Below are 15,363 nucleotides of genomic sequence, written 5' to 3' on the forward strand. Positions count from 1 at the left end.
GGTCACGTTGCTGCCGATTCGGCATGTTGCGGACTTGGTCGGCCTGCACTGGCATACCGTCAAGACCATCGACAAGCAGCGCCTGCTACGCGATCTGCCGGCACCGGACCCGACACGGTTGCGACGGTTGATGATGGACGAATTCGCCCTGCACAAGGGGCACCGCTACGCCACGGTGGTCGCCTGCGCCGACACCCAACAGGTGGTTTGGATCGGCGAAGGCCGCTCCCGCGACGCGATCCGCCCGTTCTTCGAGTGGCTGGGCGAGGCGCGAGAGCAGATAGATGCTGTCGCCATGGACATGAACTCGGCCTTCGATCTCGAGGTAAAGGACCAATGTCCCAACGCCGAGGTGGTCTACGACCGCTTCCATGTGGTGGCCAAGTACGGGCGCGAGGTAATGGATCGGGTGCGCGTCGACCAAGCCAATCAGCTGCGCGAGGACAAGGCGGCCCGCAAGGTCATCAAGGGCAGCCGCTGGCTGCTGCTGCGCAATGCCGACAACCTTAAGCCCGAGCAGGCGGTGAAGCTGGAGGAGCTGCTGGCGGCCAATGCGCCACTGACCACGGCGTACCTGCTCAAGGATCAGCTCAAAACCCTGTGGTTTGCCGACGATGAGGTCACCGCCCGAAGTGCCTGGCAGGAGTGGTACGCCATGGCCATGGGTAGCGGCATTGAGGCTCTGGGGCAGTTCGCTAAGCGGCTGGCCCCCTATCTGGAGGGGATCCTGTCCAGCGCCCGGCACCGGCTGAACACCAGCGTGCTGGAGGGCATGAACAATCGGATCAAGGTCATCAAGCGGATGGCCTATGGGTACCGCGACATGGAGTACTTCTTTCTGAAGATCCGTGCCGCGTTTCCCGGCAAAGTGCGATGAACCAAAAAAAAGTGGCTTCATTGGCGCAGCGTTTGCAGCAGCAGTTCCACGGTCTGCTCGGCCTGTGCCGGGTCGATGCCGCTCTTGAGCAGCGTTCTCAGCCCGGCCATGCCCAGCGTCAGGTAGTGGGCCAGCGCCCGAGCGTCGCGATCGGCTGCGACGTCCCCCTCGGCTTGCGCCCTCGACACCGCTTGATAGAACAGCTCGGTGATGGCGGCCACGCTCTGCGCGGCATGCTGGGAAGGGAGACCTTCGCGTTGCCCCAGCTCACTGGCCGAGTTGAAGATCAGACATCCCAGTGCGGCACGTTCGGTTCCCGCACAGGCGCCGGTTTCGCGAAACAACCCCTCCACGAAGGCTAGGCCGCTGGGGGCGGTGTCGAGCTGACGGTGCAGCCGCGACATCAGGCCGTCCCGATAGCGGCGCAGCGCTTCCAGGAAGAGCTGCTCCTTGCTGCCGAACGCCTGATAGAGGCTGCTGCGCGAGATGGCCATGGCGTCGAGCAGCTCGCGCATCGAGGTGGCCTGGTAGCCGTGTGACCAGAAGGTCTCCATCGCGGCGTTGATGGCTCGGTCGGGATCGAAGGCAAGAGGGCGTCCGCGTGTCATGCCCTGAATCTAGTACCGATCGTTCCATAATTCAAGGGCCGGCTCGATCGGCCGGGATCAAGACGGGCATTCGGGCGATTCGGGCGAGGCCGAATCGCCCAGCTGGGCGAACCAGGCCGTGGCGTCGACGCCGGCGTTGTCGCCGTCGCCATGAGCCGGCAGGCCGATGACGACAGTGAGCAGGGCGAGAGGGCGCAGGAGGCGAGGCGATGGGGACATGATCGACGCTTCTCGAGAGTCGAAAGGGAGGTTTCTACCTTGGTGGTCATGAGGCGATTGACCTTACCCGTGTCAGTCGGTACCGGCGCACTGACAACGGCAGTGTAAGGAAAAAACCGGCACGACCGACCGAATGCCACGACAATGACAAACGACAGCCTGACAGGAGGTTTCGGCCATGAGCGAACAGCGCGCCCCTGGGCGGCGTTTCTGGTTATCCGGTAGACGCGATGCCGAGCAGGATCGTTTCTTTCGCGAGGCGCTGGAGCCTCGCGGTTGGCAGCCGGGAGACGAACGTGACTGGGATACCGCCTGGGTCACCGGCATGCCCGAACCCGCCCAGTTCCGTCGCGTTTCGCCACGTCGCAAGATCAATCACTTCCCCGGTAACGCCGCACTGACGGTCAAGAGCCGGCTGCATGACAGCCTGGCGACGCTGCGCGAGCGCATTGTCGACGCTCACGGTGCCGACAGCGAGTTGGCTCGTCGTCTCGACTTCTTCCCGCGTGCCTACGTGATGCCGGGCGATTACCATGCGTTGCAGGCGGAGGCCGAGGCCGCCCCGACGCGCCGCTGGATTCTCAAGCCCACCAACGCTTCCAAGGGCAAGGGCGTGCGCGTGCTGCGCGACGTGGCCGAGGCGCCCCTGGCTCCGGACTGGCTGGTGCAGGAGTATCTCGCCAACCCCCATACCATCCGGGGGCACAAGTACGTGCTGCGTTTCTACGTGCTGATCGCCTCCCTCGAGCCGCTGCGCGTCTATCGCTATCGCCAGGGCTTCGCCAAGCTGGCCTCGGAGCCCTGGGATCCGGAGGATGCCGACAATCCCTACAGCCAGTTGACCAACCCCGATATCAACGCCTTGAACGACCGCGCCGAGGTGCCGGTGGAATTCATCGACCTGGATCGCTACCGCGGCTGGCTGCTCGATCGAGGCCACGACGCCGACCGGCTTTTCTCGCGTCTCGACGATCTGGTGGCGCTCACCGCCATCGCCGGTGTCGACGCCATGCGTCGCCGCACCGACCGTGCCGGGGCCGACCCGCGCGGCTGCTACGAGCTGCTGGGTCTCGACTGCCTGGTGGACGACACCCTGAAGCCGTGGATTCTCGAGTGCAATCTCAGCCCGTCGCTGGGCATCTGTGCCGCACCGGAGAGCGGTGGGCGCGTGGAAGAGGTCGTGAAAGGCGGCTTGGTGCACGACCTCGTCAGGCTGGTCGACATTCCCGGTGATGCCGACGACCCCCCGGCCGCTGCCAGCTCGGATTCCGGGCCGCTGATGGCCGAGGCCGAGGCGGAACATGCCCGCGCGGGGGGCTTCGAGCGACTGCTGCCGGCGACACAGCCGATGCGCTATCTCCCCTACTTTTCGCTGCCGAGTCTTGCCGACCTGCGCCTGGCCGAGGCCATGGCGGGAGTGCCGCTTCCTCAGCCGCACCTGCGGCGTCGTCAGGTGGCGGAGCTGGTCGAGGACGACCGGCTGGCGCTCTACGCGACCCGTACCGGTCATTACTACCGCCCCAATGACACGGCGGCATTGATCTGGTTGCTGGCCACCGAGGGAGTGGCTCCGGAGGCCATTGCCGAAGCGCTCGTCGAGGCAGCGAGCGGCACGACCGTTGACCCGGAGACGGCACGCAACGAGGTATGGGCCACCTTGGGTGAATGGTGCCGCGAAGGTCTGTTGTGTCAGCAGGGCGAAGCCCGGCCCGCCGGCGACGCCGAACCGGTGCCCGAAGCGCCGGCCGTAACGGCGGTGTCCGGTGGCGTCTATCGGCTGGCCCTGGCAGACCGGGAGTGGGTGCTGCGAATTGCCAGCGGCTCGGCGCAAGCGCGTCTGGCGCGCTGGTTCGGCGAGAGCCTGATGCCGCTCGACGAAGACGCGGCCGTACCGACGCTGCGCGTGTTGAGCGACCCGGCCGGCTACACCCTGGTCGAGAACGACGAGGTATTGGCAACGCGGCTCACGCTGGCGCAGCTCGGGCCGACGTTGATCGCTCGGCTGATGCGCGGTCTGGCCGATGCCGCACGGCCGGTGGTCGATGCCGGTCTGTGGATCGATGCCGAGGGGCGTGGCGTATTGTGCCTGGACGGTGACGCGTCAGAGCCGGCGTCGTGGCCCGTTCCCGCAGACGGCACGTTCACTCGCGGCGTGCGCCTGGCTTGGCAGGGCCACGCGTCGCTTCAGGCAGAGCCGTTGGGATTGCCGCTGTCGATGGAGGCAGGGCGGCCTTCCGCCAGCCTGCCGCCAGCGGTGCTCATCGTCGGCGTATTGTGGCAGACCGACTCGGGCGCGCGGACGCCCCGGGCGCAGTCGGCGCTGGATGCGCTCGGCGCTCTCCTGCCGCGCATCGTCACCGGCGACGCGGCGCCGTTGTCCGCGCTGGCCGTCGCTGCCCTGCATGACTGGCTCGCGGGCACTGCCTGCGCCTCGGTGGCGCCGCCGGTTGAGGGCGCGGCCGCCGAGAACGTCGAGAATTGGCTGACAAAGAAGGCCAGTGACAGTGACGGCCCGGTCAAGGTCGCCGGCTAGCCGCTCAGGCATGGCATCGCCACGGCGATGCAGCCCGCGGTGCCGGCAGGGTGCCGGCGCCGCGGTTCACTCGACATGTCCCGACATGTCGTTCATTCGTCATCATGGAGGTCATGATCATGACACTGCACGACGAGAAACGCCGCAGCTTGCTGAGCCGTCTCAGCCGTCAGCTGGGTTATACGGCACCCGCCCTGGTACTGGCTGCCAGCGGCGCGGCCTTCCAGGCGGTAGCCAGCGATGCACCGCAAGAACCCGCCTACACCAGCGGCCAGGAAGCGCCCTTGATGCTCGCGGAAGGTGGCGCCGAAGGAGAGGGTGAAGCCGAAGGAGAAGGAGAAGGGGAAGGTGAAGGAGAGGCCGAAGCCGAAGGCTGAAGCCAGGCATTCCCCTTCCCCTATGGCGGGGGCCGGGCAAGCCGGCTTCCCGCCTGCTGCATCACCCGACAACGACAAGGGGGCTGCGATGTTCGTTTCCAACGATTCACCAGCATCTGCCGTGGCGTGGCTCATCGACGAGAACCAGCAGGCGCTGTCCCAGCTGTGCGAACTCGTCGCGCGCCTCGACGCCGACGACTATGCGCTTCCCGCCGGGGCCGATGGGCGCCATACGCTGGGCAAGCACGTGCGCCACATCATCGATCACTACGAGGCGCTGCTGGCGGGGCGTGCCGTCGGCAACGTCCTGGATTATGAGCGACGTCGCCGCGAGGCCGACCTCGAAGGCTCGCCGCGCCTGGCGGTTCGTCGCATCGAGGCCATCATGGCGGGACTGACCGAGTTTGCCGATACCGATGCCGACCAGGCATGGAGCCTTCGCTATCCGGTCGATACGCAGCGGATCGACCTGGAGATGACGACCAGCCTGGGGCGCGAGCTGGCCTTCCTGACCAGCCATACCGTTCACCACATGGCGATCATCGGCCTGCTGGCCGAGCAGCGCGGTCATGCACTGCCCGAGGCGTTCGGGGTGCATCCTTCCACTCTTCGTCACTGGCAGCGCCAATCGCAGTCGTTCGCTCGACGGCAGGAGGTGGCGTCATGACGCGTGTGAAGTGGATGGCGGCGCCGTTGCTGACCCTGGGTCTGGCGCTGCCGGCGGCCGCCCAATGGCCCGATGAGGGCTGGGAGGTGCGTGCCACGCAGCATGCCTATGCTGAGCTCTTGGATGCTCTGCGTGCTGCGGTCGAAGCCGAAGGCATGGGCGTGGTGACGGATGTGGGGCCGACCGAAGCGGCGGCACGGCGTGGCGAGACGATTCCCGGCAACCGGGTGATCGGGGTGTTCCGCAACGATTATGCCGTACGTGCCGTTCGGGCCAGCGTTCCGGCGATGATCGAGGCGCCGATTCGCTTCTACGTCACCGAGCAGGAAGACGGTACGGCCACCCTCGCCTGGAAGACCCCGAGCCATGTCTTCGCGCCGTACCTGGATGATGGCGGGGAGGCGCTTCGCGACATCGCCGCAGAACTCGATCAGCGCTTCGCGGCGATTGCCGAGCGGGCCGTCGAAGGCGAGTGAGACGGCTACGTATCGCCGTCGTCCTTGCCTTGCGTTTCCGGCGCATAGCGTCGCCCGGCATCATGCAGCAGTTCGAACTGCCGATTGCACTCGCTGCATGGGCCGCACATCGCCAGATGGAAGCGCAGCGACAGGCGCTCCCGCCAGGTGAGTGGCCGGTCGAGTCGTTGTGACATCAGCTGTGTGGCGCGGCGGCACATCATCATGCGCGTTCCTCCGTCAGCCAGCCCTTTTCGATGCAGGCGCGCAGTCGCAGACGAGCGCGGTGCAGGATGACCCAGCAGTTGTTTTCCTTGATGTCGAGCTCCCGACAGATGTCGTCGGTGGAGAGCCCCATCAGCTCGCGTAACGAAAAGACGCGTGCGGCGCTGTCGGGCAGGCTGATCATGCAGGCATCGAACACTTGCCAGAAGTGCTCGTTCTCGAACACCGTCTCGGGCTCGCCCCAACTGGCCGGGCGCGATGCCTCGTGCCAGCGGCCGTTCTGCTGGAACAGGCGGTCGATGGCGTCGTCGTCGCTTTCGTCCTCCAGCGGTTGCCACTGCCCCTGGCGTTTCTGGGCACGCATCAGATCGAGAATCTTGTACTTGAGAATGCCGAATACCCAGGTTTCGTAGCCGGAGCGCCCTTCGAAGCTGTCGCTCTTGGTAATGGCGGCCTCCAGGGCATCTTGCACGGCATCCTCGGCCTGGGCGTTGTCGCGCAGGTGAAGGCGAGCAAAGGAGAGCAGGCGCGGGCGTACGGCAGCCAGGCGCTGCATGCGGTCGTCCAGTGGCTCTCTAGACACGGTGGGCGCTCCTTCCCAGTGGGCGGTGAGCGTCAGCATGCCGGACCTCCCCGTTCTTCGGCAAGGCGTTCCACGCGTTGCCAACGCTCGACATCCTCGGGCCGGTCCACGTCCCACACCGTGGCGGGGCAGGCCAATCGCCAGCCCAGCATCTCGATCCGCTGGCGCGTCTGCGCCATGACTCGGTCCGTGCCCCAGTCGATACCGTCGAACAGTCGCGGTTCGGCGCGACGTGCGCCGATCAGGGCGTAGCCGCCATCCTCGGCGGGCAGGCAGACGACGTCGGCACTCGCCAGTGCCTGCCAGCAGCGCCGCAGCAGAGTAGGAGTGAGCACGGGGCAGTCGCTGCCGACGATCAGCCCCGGCCCGCTCATAGCGGCCAGGGCATGATGCATGCGCTGGCCGAGGTCGCCCGCGGGTTGCGCTTTCCGCGCGATGGCATAGCGGCTGACCAGCTCGTGGAAAAGCGGATGGGCATGATTCAGCGCCGTCCACAGCGTGATGCATGGCGCCGGGGTGGCCTGGAGAGCCTGCTCGAGGGTGTGGCGCAGCAGGCGTTCGTGCAGGCCGGCGGCGGCCTCGGCATCCATTGACGGGATCAGCCGTGTCTTGACCCGGCCGGGCAGCGGCGCCTTGGCCAGTATGGCCAGTGGAAAGGGGCCTCGATCAGCGGACATGGCGATACTCGCGCGCCAGAGTTTCCGGCGTTTCGCCGCGCCAGTAGCGCCAGCGCAGTCGCCACATCAGCCGGATGGTGCGCCAGGCGCCGTGCTTCTCCCAGCGTCGCCCCGAGGTGGTGACCCTGGCGCGCAGGCAGGCGGGTCGCGACAGGCGCTTGAGTCGCTGCGACATGGCGATGTCCTCCATCAGCGGCTGCTCGGGAAAGCCGCCCACGGCCTCGTAAGCCTCGCGGGTCATGAACAGCGCCTGATCGCCGGTGGCGATGCCAGTCAGCCGCGAGCGCCGGTTCATGGCGAAAGCGATGATCGGCAGCAGAGGGTGACGGCCGGCCAGGCGTACGTCGAAGCGCCCCCAGCAGTGCGATCCGGCCAGGGCTCGTTCCACCCGTTGGTCGGCCCGCTTGGGCAGCCGGCTATCGGCATGCAGGAACAGCAGGCGCTCGCCATGGCTGGCACGGGCGCCGGCATTCATCTGTCGCGCCCGACCGGGAGGGGAGTCGATCACCTGCGAGGCCAGGGGGCGAGCCAGCGCCACCGTGGCGTCTTCGCTGCCGCCGTCGACCACGACGATTTCCACGCCGCAACCCCACAGGCCGAGCAGGGCGGTGAGCGTGGCCTCGATGCCATCGGCTTCGTTCAGAGTGGGAATGATCACGCTGAGTCGGGGTGGCTTCATGATGTCCCTTCGGGGTGGTCTTCAGGATGGTGTCGTTGCCGATGGCGTTCCCTTACAGCGAGACGTGGGCGCATGCGGTGTAAGGTCTTGCCGGGCTACGTGACCCAACGAGAGGATACGGCGATGGGATGACAACGACTACGCTGGGAAAGGTAATCCTGCAACGCAAGCGAAGGAGGAGTTCTCATGAGCATGTTGGCTCGAGGAGTGGCCGGCCTGGGTGTGACGGCCCTGTGTGTCGCTGGTGTGGCCGTGGCCAACGGGCACGGCATCGAACAGCGTGAAAGTGCGGACGGCATCGAGATGGTCGACCAGCGGCTGCGCGAGACACTGGAAGCCCGCGGCATGACCCTGGTGACCGTCATCGACCACAAAGCCAACGCGGCGAACGTCGACCGTGAGCTACCGCCGACGCGAACCTACGTGTTCGGCAATCCCGATGTCGGTACGCCGATGATGCAGTGCCAGGGCAGCATGGCGCTGGATCTGCCCCAGAAGATGGTCGTTAGAGAAGCCGACGGAAGCACGCTGATCGAGTGGAATCATCCCGAGTATCTGGCCGAGCGACACGGGCTGGCGGATTGCGAACTGCCACTCGACAAGGTGGCTGATGCATTGACGGCGATTGCCACCGACGCGGCGGGGCAATGATGACTGCCTGAGTTTTCCTGCAATCCTCATCATGAAGCGATCAATCATCAGCGCATGCAATATTGCCAGGCTTTGCCTGGCTTTTTGTTGTCCACTCGTTGCGTGAAAGGCATGTCGATATGCCGGCTTTTCTGTTTGATGATCACCGGTTCTATTGTTTGAAAGACCATTGGTTTGGTCGATGTTTGTGCCGATTGATGACAGCATGGTTGAGCTATTTCGATGAATTTTTTGGCAATTTAACGTCTATTTTTTGCGTGATTCAATCGGTAATTACTGGCCGCTTCTCTCTACTAATAGCCAAGGACTCACAGATCGTGGTCCTGATGCTTCAACGCTATAGAAGGAGAGGCACCATGAAAACCGTCAATGTATCGACCACGCTGGCAACGGCCATACTGACCTTGGGCCTGGTGAGTGCCGCTGCAGCGATGCCCAGCCATTCTCCGCTGACCCTGCACGAGGGAAACACCACGTCGCGCGCCGTCGGGGGAACCGACCGCTATGCCTTCGAGCTTGACGCTCCCTCACGCGTGGTCATCACCAGCCGATCAGCCGATGTCATCGGTGGGGCGCATATTCGTATGCATGGCAAATTGCTCGATGAGAGCGGTCAAGAGGTGGCAACGGCACAGCGCCGAGGCGGACAGTTCGTGCTGGATCGCGAGATGCCCGCGGGGCGCTACACACTCGTGGTCGAATCGCGCAATCGGAGCGGCAATCAGGACGGTGTCAACCGGTACCTGCTGCGTGCCAATCTCTGACCCTTTCCAGGGCCATGAACGACGGCCTCTCGCTGCCAGGCTAGCCGCCTGGCAGCGGGGCATCCCCGTAGATAGAGGGTGTCGGCATGAATGCGACCTGTGAACGTTTGGGATTCGGGCTCGGCTGCTGGCTTTCCTGTCCCCGGCCCTGGCTCCAGGGCCAAGAACGTATCGAGCAGGATGTGCTCGCCTGTCTCGAGCCCGGTGACGTGCTACTGGTCGAAGGCTCTTCGCGCCTGAGCACGGTGATTCAGTATCTCACTCAGTCCTCCTGGACCCATGCGGCGCTTTTCGTGGGGAACGCAGCCGGCAGGCGTTTCGGCGGGAGTGAGGGCGACTGCTTCGTCGAAGCCGATTTGATCGAGGGCTTCGATCCCCACCGCGTGCGCTGGGAATCGTCGTCAGCCGTATCGGTCCGCCCTTAGCGACTCAGCTCGATGACTTGCCCACCTGCCGCTGCGGCGTCGTCGCGGTCGTGGGTGACCAGCAGGCTGGGCAGTCCGGCCTGGTGCAGATGGTCGAACACCAGTTCGCGCATCTCCTGGCGCAGATGGGTATCGAGCTTGGAAAAGGGCTCGTCGAGCAAGACCGTACGGGGTTCCGAGAGCAGCAGGCGCATCAGTGCGACTCTTGCCTTCTGCCCGCCGGAGAGTGTCGCCGGGTCGCGGTCGCCGAAACCCTCGAGGCCCACGTCGTCGAGCGCTTGGGCGATACGCCGTGACTTGTCGTGCGTATGGCGCGGCATGCCGAAGCGCAGGTTGCCGGCCACCGAAAGGTGCGGAAAGAGCAGCGGGTCCTGGAACAGCAGGCCGATGCCGCGCTCTTCGGCGGGCAGGGCGGTGATGTCCCGGCCATCCAGAGCGACACGTCCCCGGGCCTCGAAGGCCGGGTCGAGAAACCCCGCCAGAAAGGCCAGCAGGGTCGACTTGCCGGAACCCGACGGGCCCATCACGGTGAGCACCTCGCCGGGACCGATGGTGGCATCGAGCGCAACCAGCAGCTGACCGTCGAGGCGGATGTCGACGTTCTCCAGGTCGAGGCGATGGGAAGTCATGGCGCTCCTTGCAATCCGCGGCGGCGTGCCCAGAGCAGGCGCGGCACGCCGATGGCGATCACGAAACCCAGCAGCGGCAGGCTGGCCTGGACCAGTGCCCACACACCGATCACCCGGCGGTTGGCTCCGGAGGCCAGCGACACGGCCTCGGTGGTCACGGTGGTGATGCGTCCGGCGCCGAGCAGGTGGGTGGGTAGATACTGGCCGATGCTGATCGCCAGGCCAACTGCCGCAGCAGTGAGTACCGGCGCCAACAGCATGGGCAGGCGTATCCGCCAAAAGGTGGCGTTGGGGGAGCGGCCCAGGGTCCGGGCGAGCTGCGACCAGCGCGGATCGAAGCGGCGATAGGCCTCGGCCAGCGACAGGAAGACGTAGGGCAGTACGAACAGCAGATGGCCGAATATCGCCAGCGGCAGGCGTGCCCGCCATCCCACGGTTTCGAACAGCACTACCAGGCCGAACAGAAAGGCGATCTGCGGCACGATCAGCGGCAGATAGAGCAGCGACAGGGCTGAGAGCAGTCGCCCTTCGGCAGGGTGCTTGCCGCTGCGTTGCTCGTTTTCCAGCGCCGCCAGGGCGAGCAGCAGGGCGAGCAATGTGGCGCTGGCCGCGATGATGAGGGTGGTGCTCACCGGCCCGCCCAGCGAGGGCATGGCACCCAGCCAGTGGTCGAGCGTGAGCGAATCGGGTAGCGAATGGGGGAAGCGCCAGAAACCGGCCACAGAGTAGAGGGCCAGGCCGATGAGGCCAAGCCCGGCAGCGAGCGTGGTCGCCAGCATGGCACTCTTGCCGGTTAGCCGCAGACAGCCTTCGCCGCGCCGGCGTTGACCAGCGTCGATCCAGCGCCGTCCCAGTCGCCTGGCTAGACACTCCAGCCCCCACCAGCCGGCGAGCGCCGCCAGGGTTACACCGAGCTGTAGCACGGCGCCTGCCGAGGCGAGAAAGCGGTGGGAGAGATCGGGGTCGTTGAACCATTCGAGAATCGATACGGCAAGCGTCGGCGGCAGGGTGGGGCCGAGGATCATTGCCACGTCCACCACCGAGGAGGCGAAGGCGATGACTGCGTAGACGGGCAGGCGGATCAACGGATACAGCGCCGGGGCGACGACCTTGAGCCAGGCCAGGGTGGGGCGGTAGCCCAGCGAGCGGGCCATGGCCACGCGCCGCGGCACTTCGAGCTGAGGCAGGGCGGCCAGGCTCATCAGCAACAGGAAGGGAATCTCCTTGAGAATCAGCCCCGCCATCAGCGAAAGCCCCCAGGGATCCTGAACGATGAGCCAGTCGGGCGGCCGCTCCCAGCCGGTGATGCCGGGCGACAGCAGGCGCGCCACCAGCCCCGAGGGAGCGATCAGAAAGGCCAGGCCAAAGGCTGCCGCGGCATGCGGTACCGACAGCAGCGGCGATACCAGGCGGCGCAGCCAGCGGTCGAGCCGCGAGCCCGAGGTGCCGGCCAGAAACAGCAGCACGATCGCCAGCGATACCGCGGTGGTGACCAGGCCGCTGGTAAGACTCACAGCCACCGAATGCGCCAGACCCGGCTGGGCGAAAAGCGCCCGCCACGGCGCCAGGCTCAGGGCATTGCCGCCCAGCGCCGGCAGGTAGCCGAACGCCGGCAGCAGCACCATGCCCACGCCGGCCACGATGGGCCCGACCAGCAGGGTGACGATCAGCGCGGGAGTCAGGCGCAGCAGCATGGCGTCAGTGCATGTCGGCGTTGGCGGGCTAGGTCATTCGTCGACGTAGCGTGCCTGCCAAGCGTTCTGCAGGGCCGTCATCCAGCTGGGGTGCGGTTCGGGCAACGTCTTCTGCAGCGCGTCGGCGGGCAGCATGGCCGGGTTGCTGTCATCGACCTCGAACAGCGCCTGGGTGTCTGCGTCCAGGTGGGCAACGTCGAGCACGGTGCGGTCGCCCCACACGTCGATATCCTGCTTGTGGGCCTGGGCCTTCGGTGAGAGCAGGAAGTCGGCCAGCATCAGGGCGCCGGCCTTGTGGGGGGAGTTGAAGGGAATCGCCACGAAGTGCACGTTGCCCAGGGTGCCTGCGTCCAGCACGTAGCTGCGCGTGCTCTCCGGGAGTTCGTAGTCGGCCACGGCGGCAGCCGGCTCCGAGGGGTAGAAGGTGAAGGCCAGCGCCAGTTCGCCGTCGCCCATCAGGCTGCGCAGCTCAGGCCCCGAGCTTGGGAACTGGCGCCCGCTGCGCCACAGGTGGGGGTGGAGGGCGTCGAGGTAGTCCCACAGCGGGGCCGTTACCACCTCGAAGTCGCTCTCCTCGACCGGTGCATAGAGGGCACCGCGCTCGTCGGTCAGGGCGATCAGGGCCTGCTTGAGGAAAGTGCTGCCGGTGAAGTCGGGAATCCGCGGGTAGGTGAAGCGCCCGGGGTGGGTTTCGGCCCAGTCGTGCAGCGCCTCGATGCTGGCCGGTGGCGTCGCGACTTCCTCGCTGTCGTAGTAGAAGGTGATCTGCGCCTTGCCCCAGGGCGACTCGTACCCTTCGGTAGGCAGCGTGAAGTCGGTGACCATCTCCGGATTGGCGTCCTGACGCGTCAGGGCGAAGTGGGGTAGAGCCTCGGCGAAGGGGCCGTAGAGCAGGTCGTGCTCCTTCATGGCTGCGAAGTTCTCGCCGTTGATCCAGATGAGGTCGATGCTGCCATCGGTGACGTTGCCCGCCGACTTCTCGGCCAGCACGCGGGAGACGGCAGTGCTGGTGTCGTCGACCTTGACGTGCACCACGTCGATGTCGTGCTCCTCGGCCATGCGTTCGGCCACCCAGTCGATGTAGCCGTTGGTGCGCGTATCGCCGCCCCAGGCGTTCCAGTAGACCGTCTGGCCGCGTGCCGCGTCGCGCACGGCATTCCAGTCGTCGAGATCGGGACTGGCAACCGCAGGCATGGCCAGCACGAGGCCGGCCAGCAGGGCGGCACGAGACAGGGTAGGGGTGGCAAGCAGGCGGGGCATGTCAGGTGTCCTTTTCCAGAGCGTTGGCCAGCGCGTCGAACTCGCGCCGGACGTGATCGATGGTGGCGAGCGACAGGTAATGCTCGACCCGGTCACGCACATGGGCGATCAGTGCGGCATCGCTGAGCTCGGCGGACCAGTCCTCGCCGCGCGCCTCGGCATCGCGGGAGCGGCGATGGCTGGCGCGCCATTTGGCACACCAGGTGAGCGACCAGAGCCACATGGCGCGACGACAGGCGAGCAGGGTCGTGGCGTCGACAAGACCGGTATCGCTCATCCAGCGACGATAGAAGGCAGCTACCTGATCGACGCTCAGCACGGCGTGACTGGTGATGTCCCAGGTGGTGGAGGTGTAGAGGCTGGCATGTGCCAGATCGAAGCCCGGCAGCCCGTAGCGGCACTTCTCCAGGTCGACGAGCACGGCGCTGCCGTCGTCGCGGATCAGGAAGTTGCCGGGATGGGCGTCGAAACTGATCAGGCGTGGTTGGGCCGCTTCGCGCTCGCCAAGTCGGGGCGGCAGCGCGGCCAGCTCGTCCTCGATCGCCGAGACCACGGCCGGTGAAAGCTCGGCCTTGCCGAGGAACTCGGCCTGGGCCTCGACCTCCTCGCGCATGGCGGCCCAAGGGTCGTCCGGCGCCATTAGCGGGGCGCGCTCATCGCGTGGCGGTAGCGGCAGGTCGTGCAGGGCGGCCAGCGCCTCGGCGATGGCCGGCAAGTCGTCGGGCAATCGGGCGGCGCGACCGCGCACGGCACTGACCAGCAGGCCGCCGCGGGGCAGTGCCGCCGAGGGCGTGAGCAGGCCGTGCAGTGCCGGGGCATGGCCGCAGCGACCGGCGCGTTCGAAGCAGGCGGCCTGGTAGTTCAGGTTGGCATGGGCATCCAGGCCCAGTTGGCTCTGCTTGGGCAGTCGCGCCACCCAGTCGTCGCCGCCGCGGGCGAGCCACAGATGGTGGTGCGCCAGGCCGGTGTCGGCCATCAGTGCCATTCCCCGAACGTCCTTGCGATATCCCTGTGCGGCCAGGGCCTGCTCCAATCGGTTGCAGAGGTCGTCACGCGTCATGGCATCGGCATGGGTGGCGGTCTCCGTCATGGGCTCCTCGAGTGGTTTGCCAGCTTGGGTGTGATGAGAGTCGTATCCACAAGGCATTCCTTACAGGGTGAGTCCATCGTCGTGTCTGTAAGGTTTCGTCGGCCATCGCCTACCAAGGCATACCGCTGAGCGGCAGCGGTAACCATGACCCTGGCTGTCATCGAGAATCCCAACAACCCTTTGGGAGCCATGGAGGAGAACCACTATGTCATATCATGACGACAAACGTCGCAAGCTGCTGGGACGCTTGAGCCGACGGGTCGCCTATACCGCGCCCGCCCTGCTCCTGGTGGCAGGGGGAACGGCCCTGCAGGCCACGGCCGGTGACACGGCGATGGCTCCGCTCGGCGCAGAGTCCCTGCTGTTGGCCAGCAATCATGCCGAAGGCGGCGCCGAAGCGGAGGCAGAAGCAGAAGGCGCTGGCGAAGGTGAAGCCGAGGCAGAAGGCGAGGCCGAGGGCGGTGCAGAAGGTGAAGCAGAAGGAGAGGGCGAAGCAGAAGGAGAGGCAGAAGGTGGCTCGAGTGCCGATGTGGCGCGTCCCGCTGACTACAGTCCCGGCTATGAGGAAACCGGCGGCAATGACGCCGAGCTGCTCGCGCGTGGTGAAGCGCTCTACTACGACACCTCGTTGAGCAGTAACGGCCTGGCTTGTGCCAGCTGTCATGGCAGCGATGGCAACGACATGGGCTACAACGATACCTTCGAACGGCCCTTCCCCCATGAGGTTGCGATGGCCAGCAATCAGTTCGGCATGGACCAGGTGCATGCCGACGAGATGATCCAGATCTGCATGGTCGCTCCCATGGAAGCCGAACCCTTGGCCTGGGACAGCGAGGAATTGACGTCGTTGGCCGCCTACATGGTCGAAGTGCAGAAGCGCTTCGCCGGTGAGCCGCACGACCTGTGAACCTCCTGGGCGGTTGCCCGCTTCCCGGTGTCACTGGCACCGG

Annotated in this window: 19 protein-coding genes; 9 read left to right on the plus strand and 10 right to left on the minus strand. The window is 66.1% G+C overall.

Annotated features, from left to right (window positions below; all coding sequences use genetic code 11):
- Window positions 1-877: ISL3 family transposase (locus GFD32_RS14565; protein ID WP_205599143.1), on the plus strand; the 877-nt coding region annotated here is incomplete at its 5' end.
- Between the two features lie 17 nt (window positions 878-894).
- On the opposite strand, the gene GFD32_RS14570 is transcribed toward GFD32_RS14565, so the two are convergent.
- Window positions 895-1,485 (minus strand): TetR/AcrR family transcriptional regulator, encoded by a 591-nt coding sequence (locus GFD32_RS14570; protein WP_163577338.1) that lies wholly within the window; start codon window positions 1,483-1,485, stop codon window positions 895-897.
- Between the two features lie 57 nt (window positions 1,486-1,542).
- Window positions 1,543-1,704, minus strand: coding sequence for a hypothetical protein (locus tag GFD32_RS14575; protein WP_163577337.1), 162 nt, complete (start codon window positions 1,702-1,704; stop codon window positions 1,543-1,545).
- Between the two features lie 178 nt (window positions 1,705-1,882).
- Here GFD32_RS14575 and GFD32_RS14580 point away from each other — a divergent pair, with 178 nt between their 5' ends.
- From GFD32_RS14580 to GFD32_RS14595, 4 genes are all read left to right on the plus strand, one after another.
- On the plus strand, window positions 1,883-4,237 hold the full coding sequence (locus GFD32_RS14580; RefSeq protein WP_163577339.1) for a PqqD family peptide modification chaperone: 2,355 nt from the start codon (window positions 1,883-1,885) through the stop codon (window positions 4,235-4,237).
- Window positions 4,238-4,356: 119 nt separating this feature from the next.
- Window positions 4,357-4,614 carry a hypothetical protein gene (locus GFD32_RS14585; RefSeq protein WP_163577340.1) on the plus strand — a complete coding sequence of 86 codons (258 nt, stop codon included), beginning with the start codon at window positions 4,357-4,359 and terminating at the stop codon, window positions 4,612-4,614.
- Between the two features lie 88 nt (window positions 4,615-4,702).
- Window positions 4,703-5,281 (plus strand): DinB family protein, encoded by a 579-nt coding sequence (locus tag GFD32_RS14590; RefSeq protein ID WP_163577341.1) that lies wholly within the window; start codon window positions 4,703-4,705, stop codon window positions 5,279-5,281.
- The gene (locus GFD32_RS14595; protein ID WP_205599144.1) at window positions 5,278-5,757 is read left to right on the plus strand and encodes a DUF302 domain-containing protein; all 480 of its coding nucleotides are present in this window, start codon (window positions 5,278-5,280) and stop codon (window positions 5,755-5,757) included. Before GFD32_RS14590 ends, GFD32_RS14595 begins: the two co-directional genes overlap by 4 nt.
- 5 nt (window positions 5,758-5,762) lie before the next feature.
- Here GFD32_RS14595 and GFD32_RS14600 read toward each other — a convergent pair whose 3' ends face one another.
- The 4 genes from GFD32_RS14600 to GFD32_RS14615 are packed head-to-tail and all read right to left on the minus strand — an operon-like array spanning window position 5,763 to window position 7,900.
- On the minus strand, window positions 5,763-5,963 hold the full coding sequence (locus GFD32_RS14600) for a zf-HC2 domain-containing protein (protein ID WP_163577342.1): 201 nt from the start codon (window positions 5,961-5,963) through the stop codon (window positions 5,763-5,765).
- Window positions 5,960-6,583 (minus strand): sigma-70 family RNA polymerase sigma factor, encoded by a 624-nt coding sequence (locus GFD32_RS14605; RefSeq protein WP_240455669.1) that lies wholly within the window; start codon window positions 6,581-6,583, stop codon window positions 5,960-5,962. The genes GFD32_RS14600 and GFD32_RS14605 overlap by 4 nt, the downstream gene beginning before the upstream one ends.
- Window positions 6,577-7,221 carry a TIGR04282 family arsenosugar biosynthesis glycosyltransferase gene (locus GFD32_RS14610; protein ID WP_163577343.1) on the minus strand — a complete coding sequence of 215 codons (645 nt, stop codon included), beginning with the start codon at window positions 7,219-7,221 and terminating at the stop codon, window positions 6,577-6,579. The genes GFD32_RS14605 and GFD32_RS14610 overlap by 7 nt, the downstream gene beginning before the upstream one ends.
- Window positions 7,211-7,900 (minus strand): TIGR04283 family arsenosugar biosynthesis glycosyltransferase, encoded by a 690-nt coding sequence (locus GFD32_RS14615; RefSeq protein ID WP_163577344.1) that lies wholly within the window; start codon window positions 7,898-7,900, stop codon window positions 7,211-7,213. Before GFD32_RS14615 ends, GFD32_RS14610 begins: the two co-directional genes overlap by 11 nt.
- Before the next feature lie 186 nt (window positions 7,901-8,086).
- Between GFD32_RS14615 and GFD32_RS14620 the strand changes: the two genes are divergently transcribed.
- The 3 genes from GFD32_RS14620 (at window position 8,087) to GFD32_RS19855 (ending at window position 9,740) form a co-directional block, all read left to right on the plus strand.
- Window positions 8,087-8,551, plus strand: a complete 465-nt coding sequence (locus GFD32_RS14620) for a DUF302 domain-containing protein (protein WP_240455670.1) — start codon at window positions 8,087-8,089, stop codon at window positions 8,549-8,551.
- A gap of 119 nt (window positions 8,552-8,670) precedes the next feature.
- Window positions 8,671-9,315 carry a hypothetical protein gene (locus GFD32_RS14625; protein WP_163577345.1) on the plus strand — a complete coding sequence of 215 codons (645 nt, stop codon included), beginning with the start codon at window positions 8,671-8,673 and terminating at the stop codon, window positions 9,313-9,315.
- Between the two features lie 86 nt (window positions 9,316-9,401).
- A complete protein-coding gene (locus GFD32_RS19855; RefSeq protein WP_205599145.1) occupies window positions 9,402-9,740 on the plus strand; it encodes a hypothetical protein in 339 nt (112 codons plus the stop codon).
- Here GFD32_RS19855 and GFD32_RS14635 read toward each other — a convergent pair.
- Genes GFD32_RS14635 through GFD32_RS14650 form a run of 4 tightly spaced genes read right to left on the minus strand, consistent with a single transcriptional unit; the run spans window position 9,737 to window position 14,413 of the window.
- A complete protein-coding gene (locus GFD32_RS14635) occupies window positions 9,737-10,369 on the minus strand; it encodes an ATP-binding cassette domain-containing protein (protein WP_163577346.1) in 633 nt (210 codons plus the stop codon). The genes GFD32_RS19855 and GFD32_RS14635 overlap by 4 nt on opposite strands.
- Window positions 10,366-12,063 (minus strand): ABC transporter permease, encoded by a 1,698-nt coding sequence (locus GFD32_RS14640; protein WP_205599146.1) that lies wholly within the window; start codon window positions 12,061-12,063, stop codon window positions 10,366-10,368. The genes GFD32_RS14635 and GFD32_RS14640 overlap by 4 nt, the downstream gene beginning before the upstream one ends.
- A 33-nt stretch (window positions 12,064-12,096) precedes the next feature.
- Window positions 12,097-13,323 carry an ABC transporter substrate-binding protein gene (locus GFD32_RS14645; protein ID WP_163577347.1) on the minus strand — a complete coding sequence of 409 codons (1,227 nt, stop codon included), beginning with the start codon at window positions 13,321-13,323 and terminating at the stop codon, window positions 12,097-12,099.
- A 1-nt stretch (window position 13,324) separates the two neighbouring features.
- On the minus strand, window positions 13,325-14,413 hold the full coding sequence (locus tag GFD32_RS14650; RefSeq protein WP_240455671.1) for a phosphotransferase family protein: 1,089 nt from the start codon (window positions 14,411-14,413) through the stop codon (window positions 13,325-13,327).
- 205 nt (window positions 14,414-14,618) lie between these two features.
- Between GFD32_RS14650 and GFD32_RS14655 the strand changes: the two genes are divergently transcribed.
- Window positions 14,619-15,320: a hypothetical protein gene (locus GFD32_RS14655; protein ID WP_163577348.1), complete on the plus strand. Its 702-nt coding sequence runs from the start codon at window positions 14,619-14,621 to the stop codon at window positions 15,318-15,320.
- Window positions 15,321-15,363: the final 43 nt, after the last annotated feature.

This window comes from Halomonas faecis (genome assembly GCF_010993975.1).
Lineage (GTDB): Bacteria > Pseudomonadota > Gammaproteobacteria > Pseudomonadales > Halomonadaceae > Halomonas > Halomonas faecis.

Bases quoted from the DNA above. Each gene is read 5' to 3' on its own strand.
- GFD32_RS14625 (WP_163577345.1), top strand. From the start codon at position 8,671: ATGCCGGCTTTTCTGTTTGATGATCACCGGTTCTATTGTTTGAAAGAC.
- GFD32_RS14615 (WP_163577344.1), bottom strand. From the start codon at position 7,900: ATGAAGCCACCCCGACTCAGCGTGATCATTCCCACTCTGAACGAAGCC.
- GFD32_RS14585 (WP_163577340.1), top strand. From the start codon at position 4,357: ATGACACTGCACGACGAGAAACGCCGCAGCTTGCTGAGCCGTCTCAGC.
- GFD32_RS14570 (WP_163577338.1), bottom strand. From the start codon at position 1,485: ATGACACGCGGACGCCCTCTTGCCTTCGATCCCGACCGAGCCATCAAC.
- GFD32_RS14595 (WP_205599144.1), top strand. From the start codon at position 5,278: ATGACGCGTGTGAAGTGGATGGCGGCGCCGTTGCTGACCCTGGGTCTG.
- GFD32_RS19855 (WP_205599145.1), top strand. From the start codon at position 9,402: ATGAATGCGACCTGTGAACGTTTGGGATTCGGGCTCGGCTGCTGGCTT.
- GFD32_RS14605 (WP_240455669.1), bottom strand. From the start codon at position 6,583: ATGCTGACGCTCACCGCCCACTGGGAAGGAGCGCCCACCGTGTCTAGA.
- GFD32_RS14610 (WP_163577343.1), bottom strand. From the start codon at position 7,221: ATGTCCGCTGATCGAGGCCCCTTTCCACTGGCCATACTGGCCAAGGCG.
- GFD32_RS14580 (WP_163577339.1), top strand. From the start codon at position 1,883: ATGAGCGAACAGCGCGCCCCTGGGCGGCGTTTCTGGTTATCCGGTAGA.
- GFD32_RS14575 (WP_163577337.1), bottom strand. From the start codon at position 1,704: ATGTCCCCATCGCCTCGCCTCCTGCGCCCTCTCGCCCTGCTCACTGTC.
- GFD32_RS14635 (WP_163577346.1), bottom strand. From the start codon at position 10,369: ATGACTTCCCATCGCCTCGACCTGGAGAACGTCGACATCCGCCTCGAC.
- GFD32_RS14590 (WP_163577341.1), top strand. From the start codon at position 4,703: ATGTTCGTTTCCAACGATTCACCAGCATCTGCCGTGGCGTGGCTCATC.
- GFD32_RS14655 (WP_163577348.1), top strand. From the start codon at position 14,619: ATGTCATATCATGACGACAAACGTCGCAAGCTGCTGGGACGCTTGAGC.
- GFD32_RS14640 (WP_205599146.1), bottom strand. From the start codon at position 12,063: ATGCTGCTGCGCCTGACTCCCGCGCTGATCGTCACCCTGCTGGTCGGG.
- GFD32_RS14645 (WP_163577347.1), bottom strand. From the start codon at position 13,323: ATGCCCCGCCTGCTTGCCACCCCTACCCTGTCTCGTGCCGCCCTGCTG.
- GFD32_RS14650 (WP_240455671.1), bottom strand. From the start codon at position 14,413: ATGACGGAGACCGCCACCCATGCCGATGCCATGACGCGTGACGACCTC.
- GFD32_RS14620 (WP_240455670.1), top strand. From the start codon at position 8,087: ATGAGCATGTTGGCTCGAGGAGTGGCCGGCCTGGGTGTGACGGCCCTG.
- GFD32_RS14600 (WP_163577342.1), bottom strand. From the start codon at position 5,963: ATGATGATGTGCCGCCGCGCCACACAGCTGATGTCACAACGACTCGAC.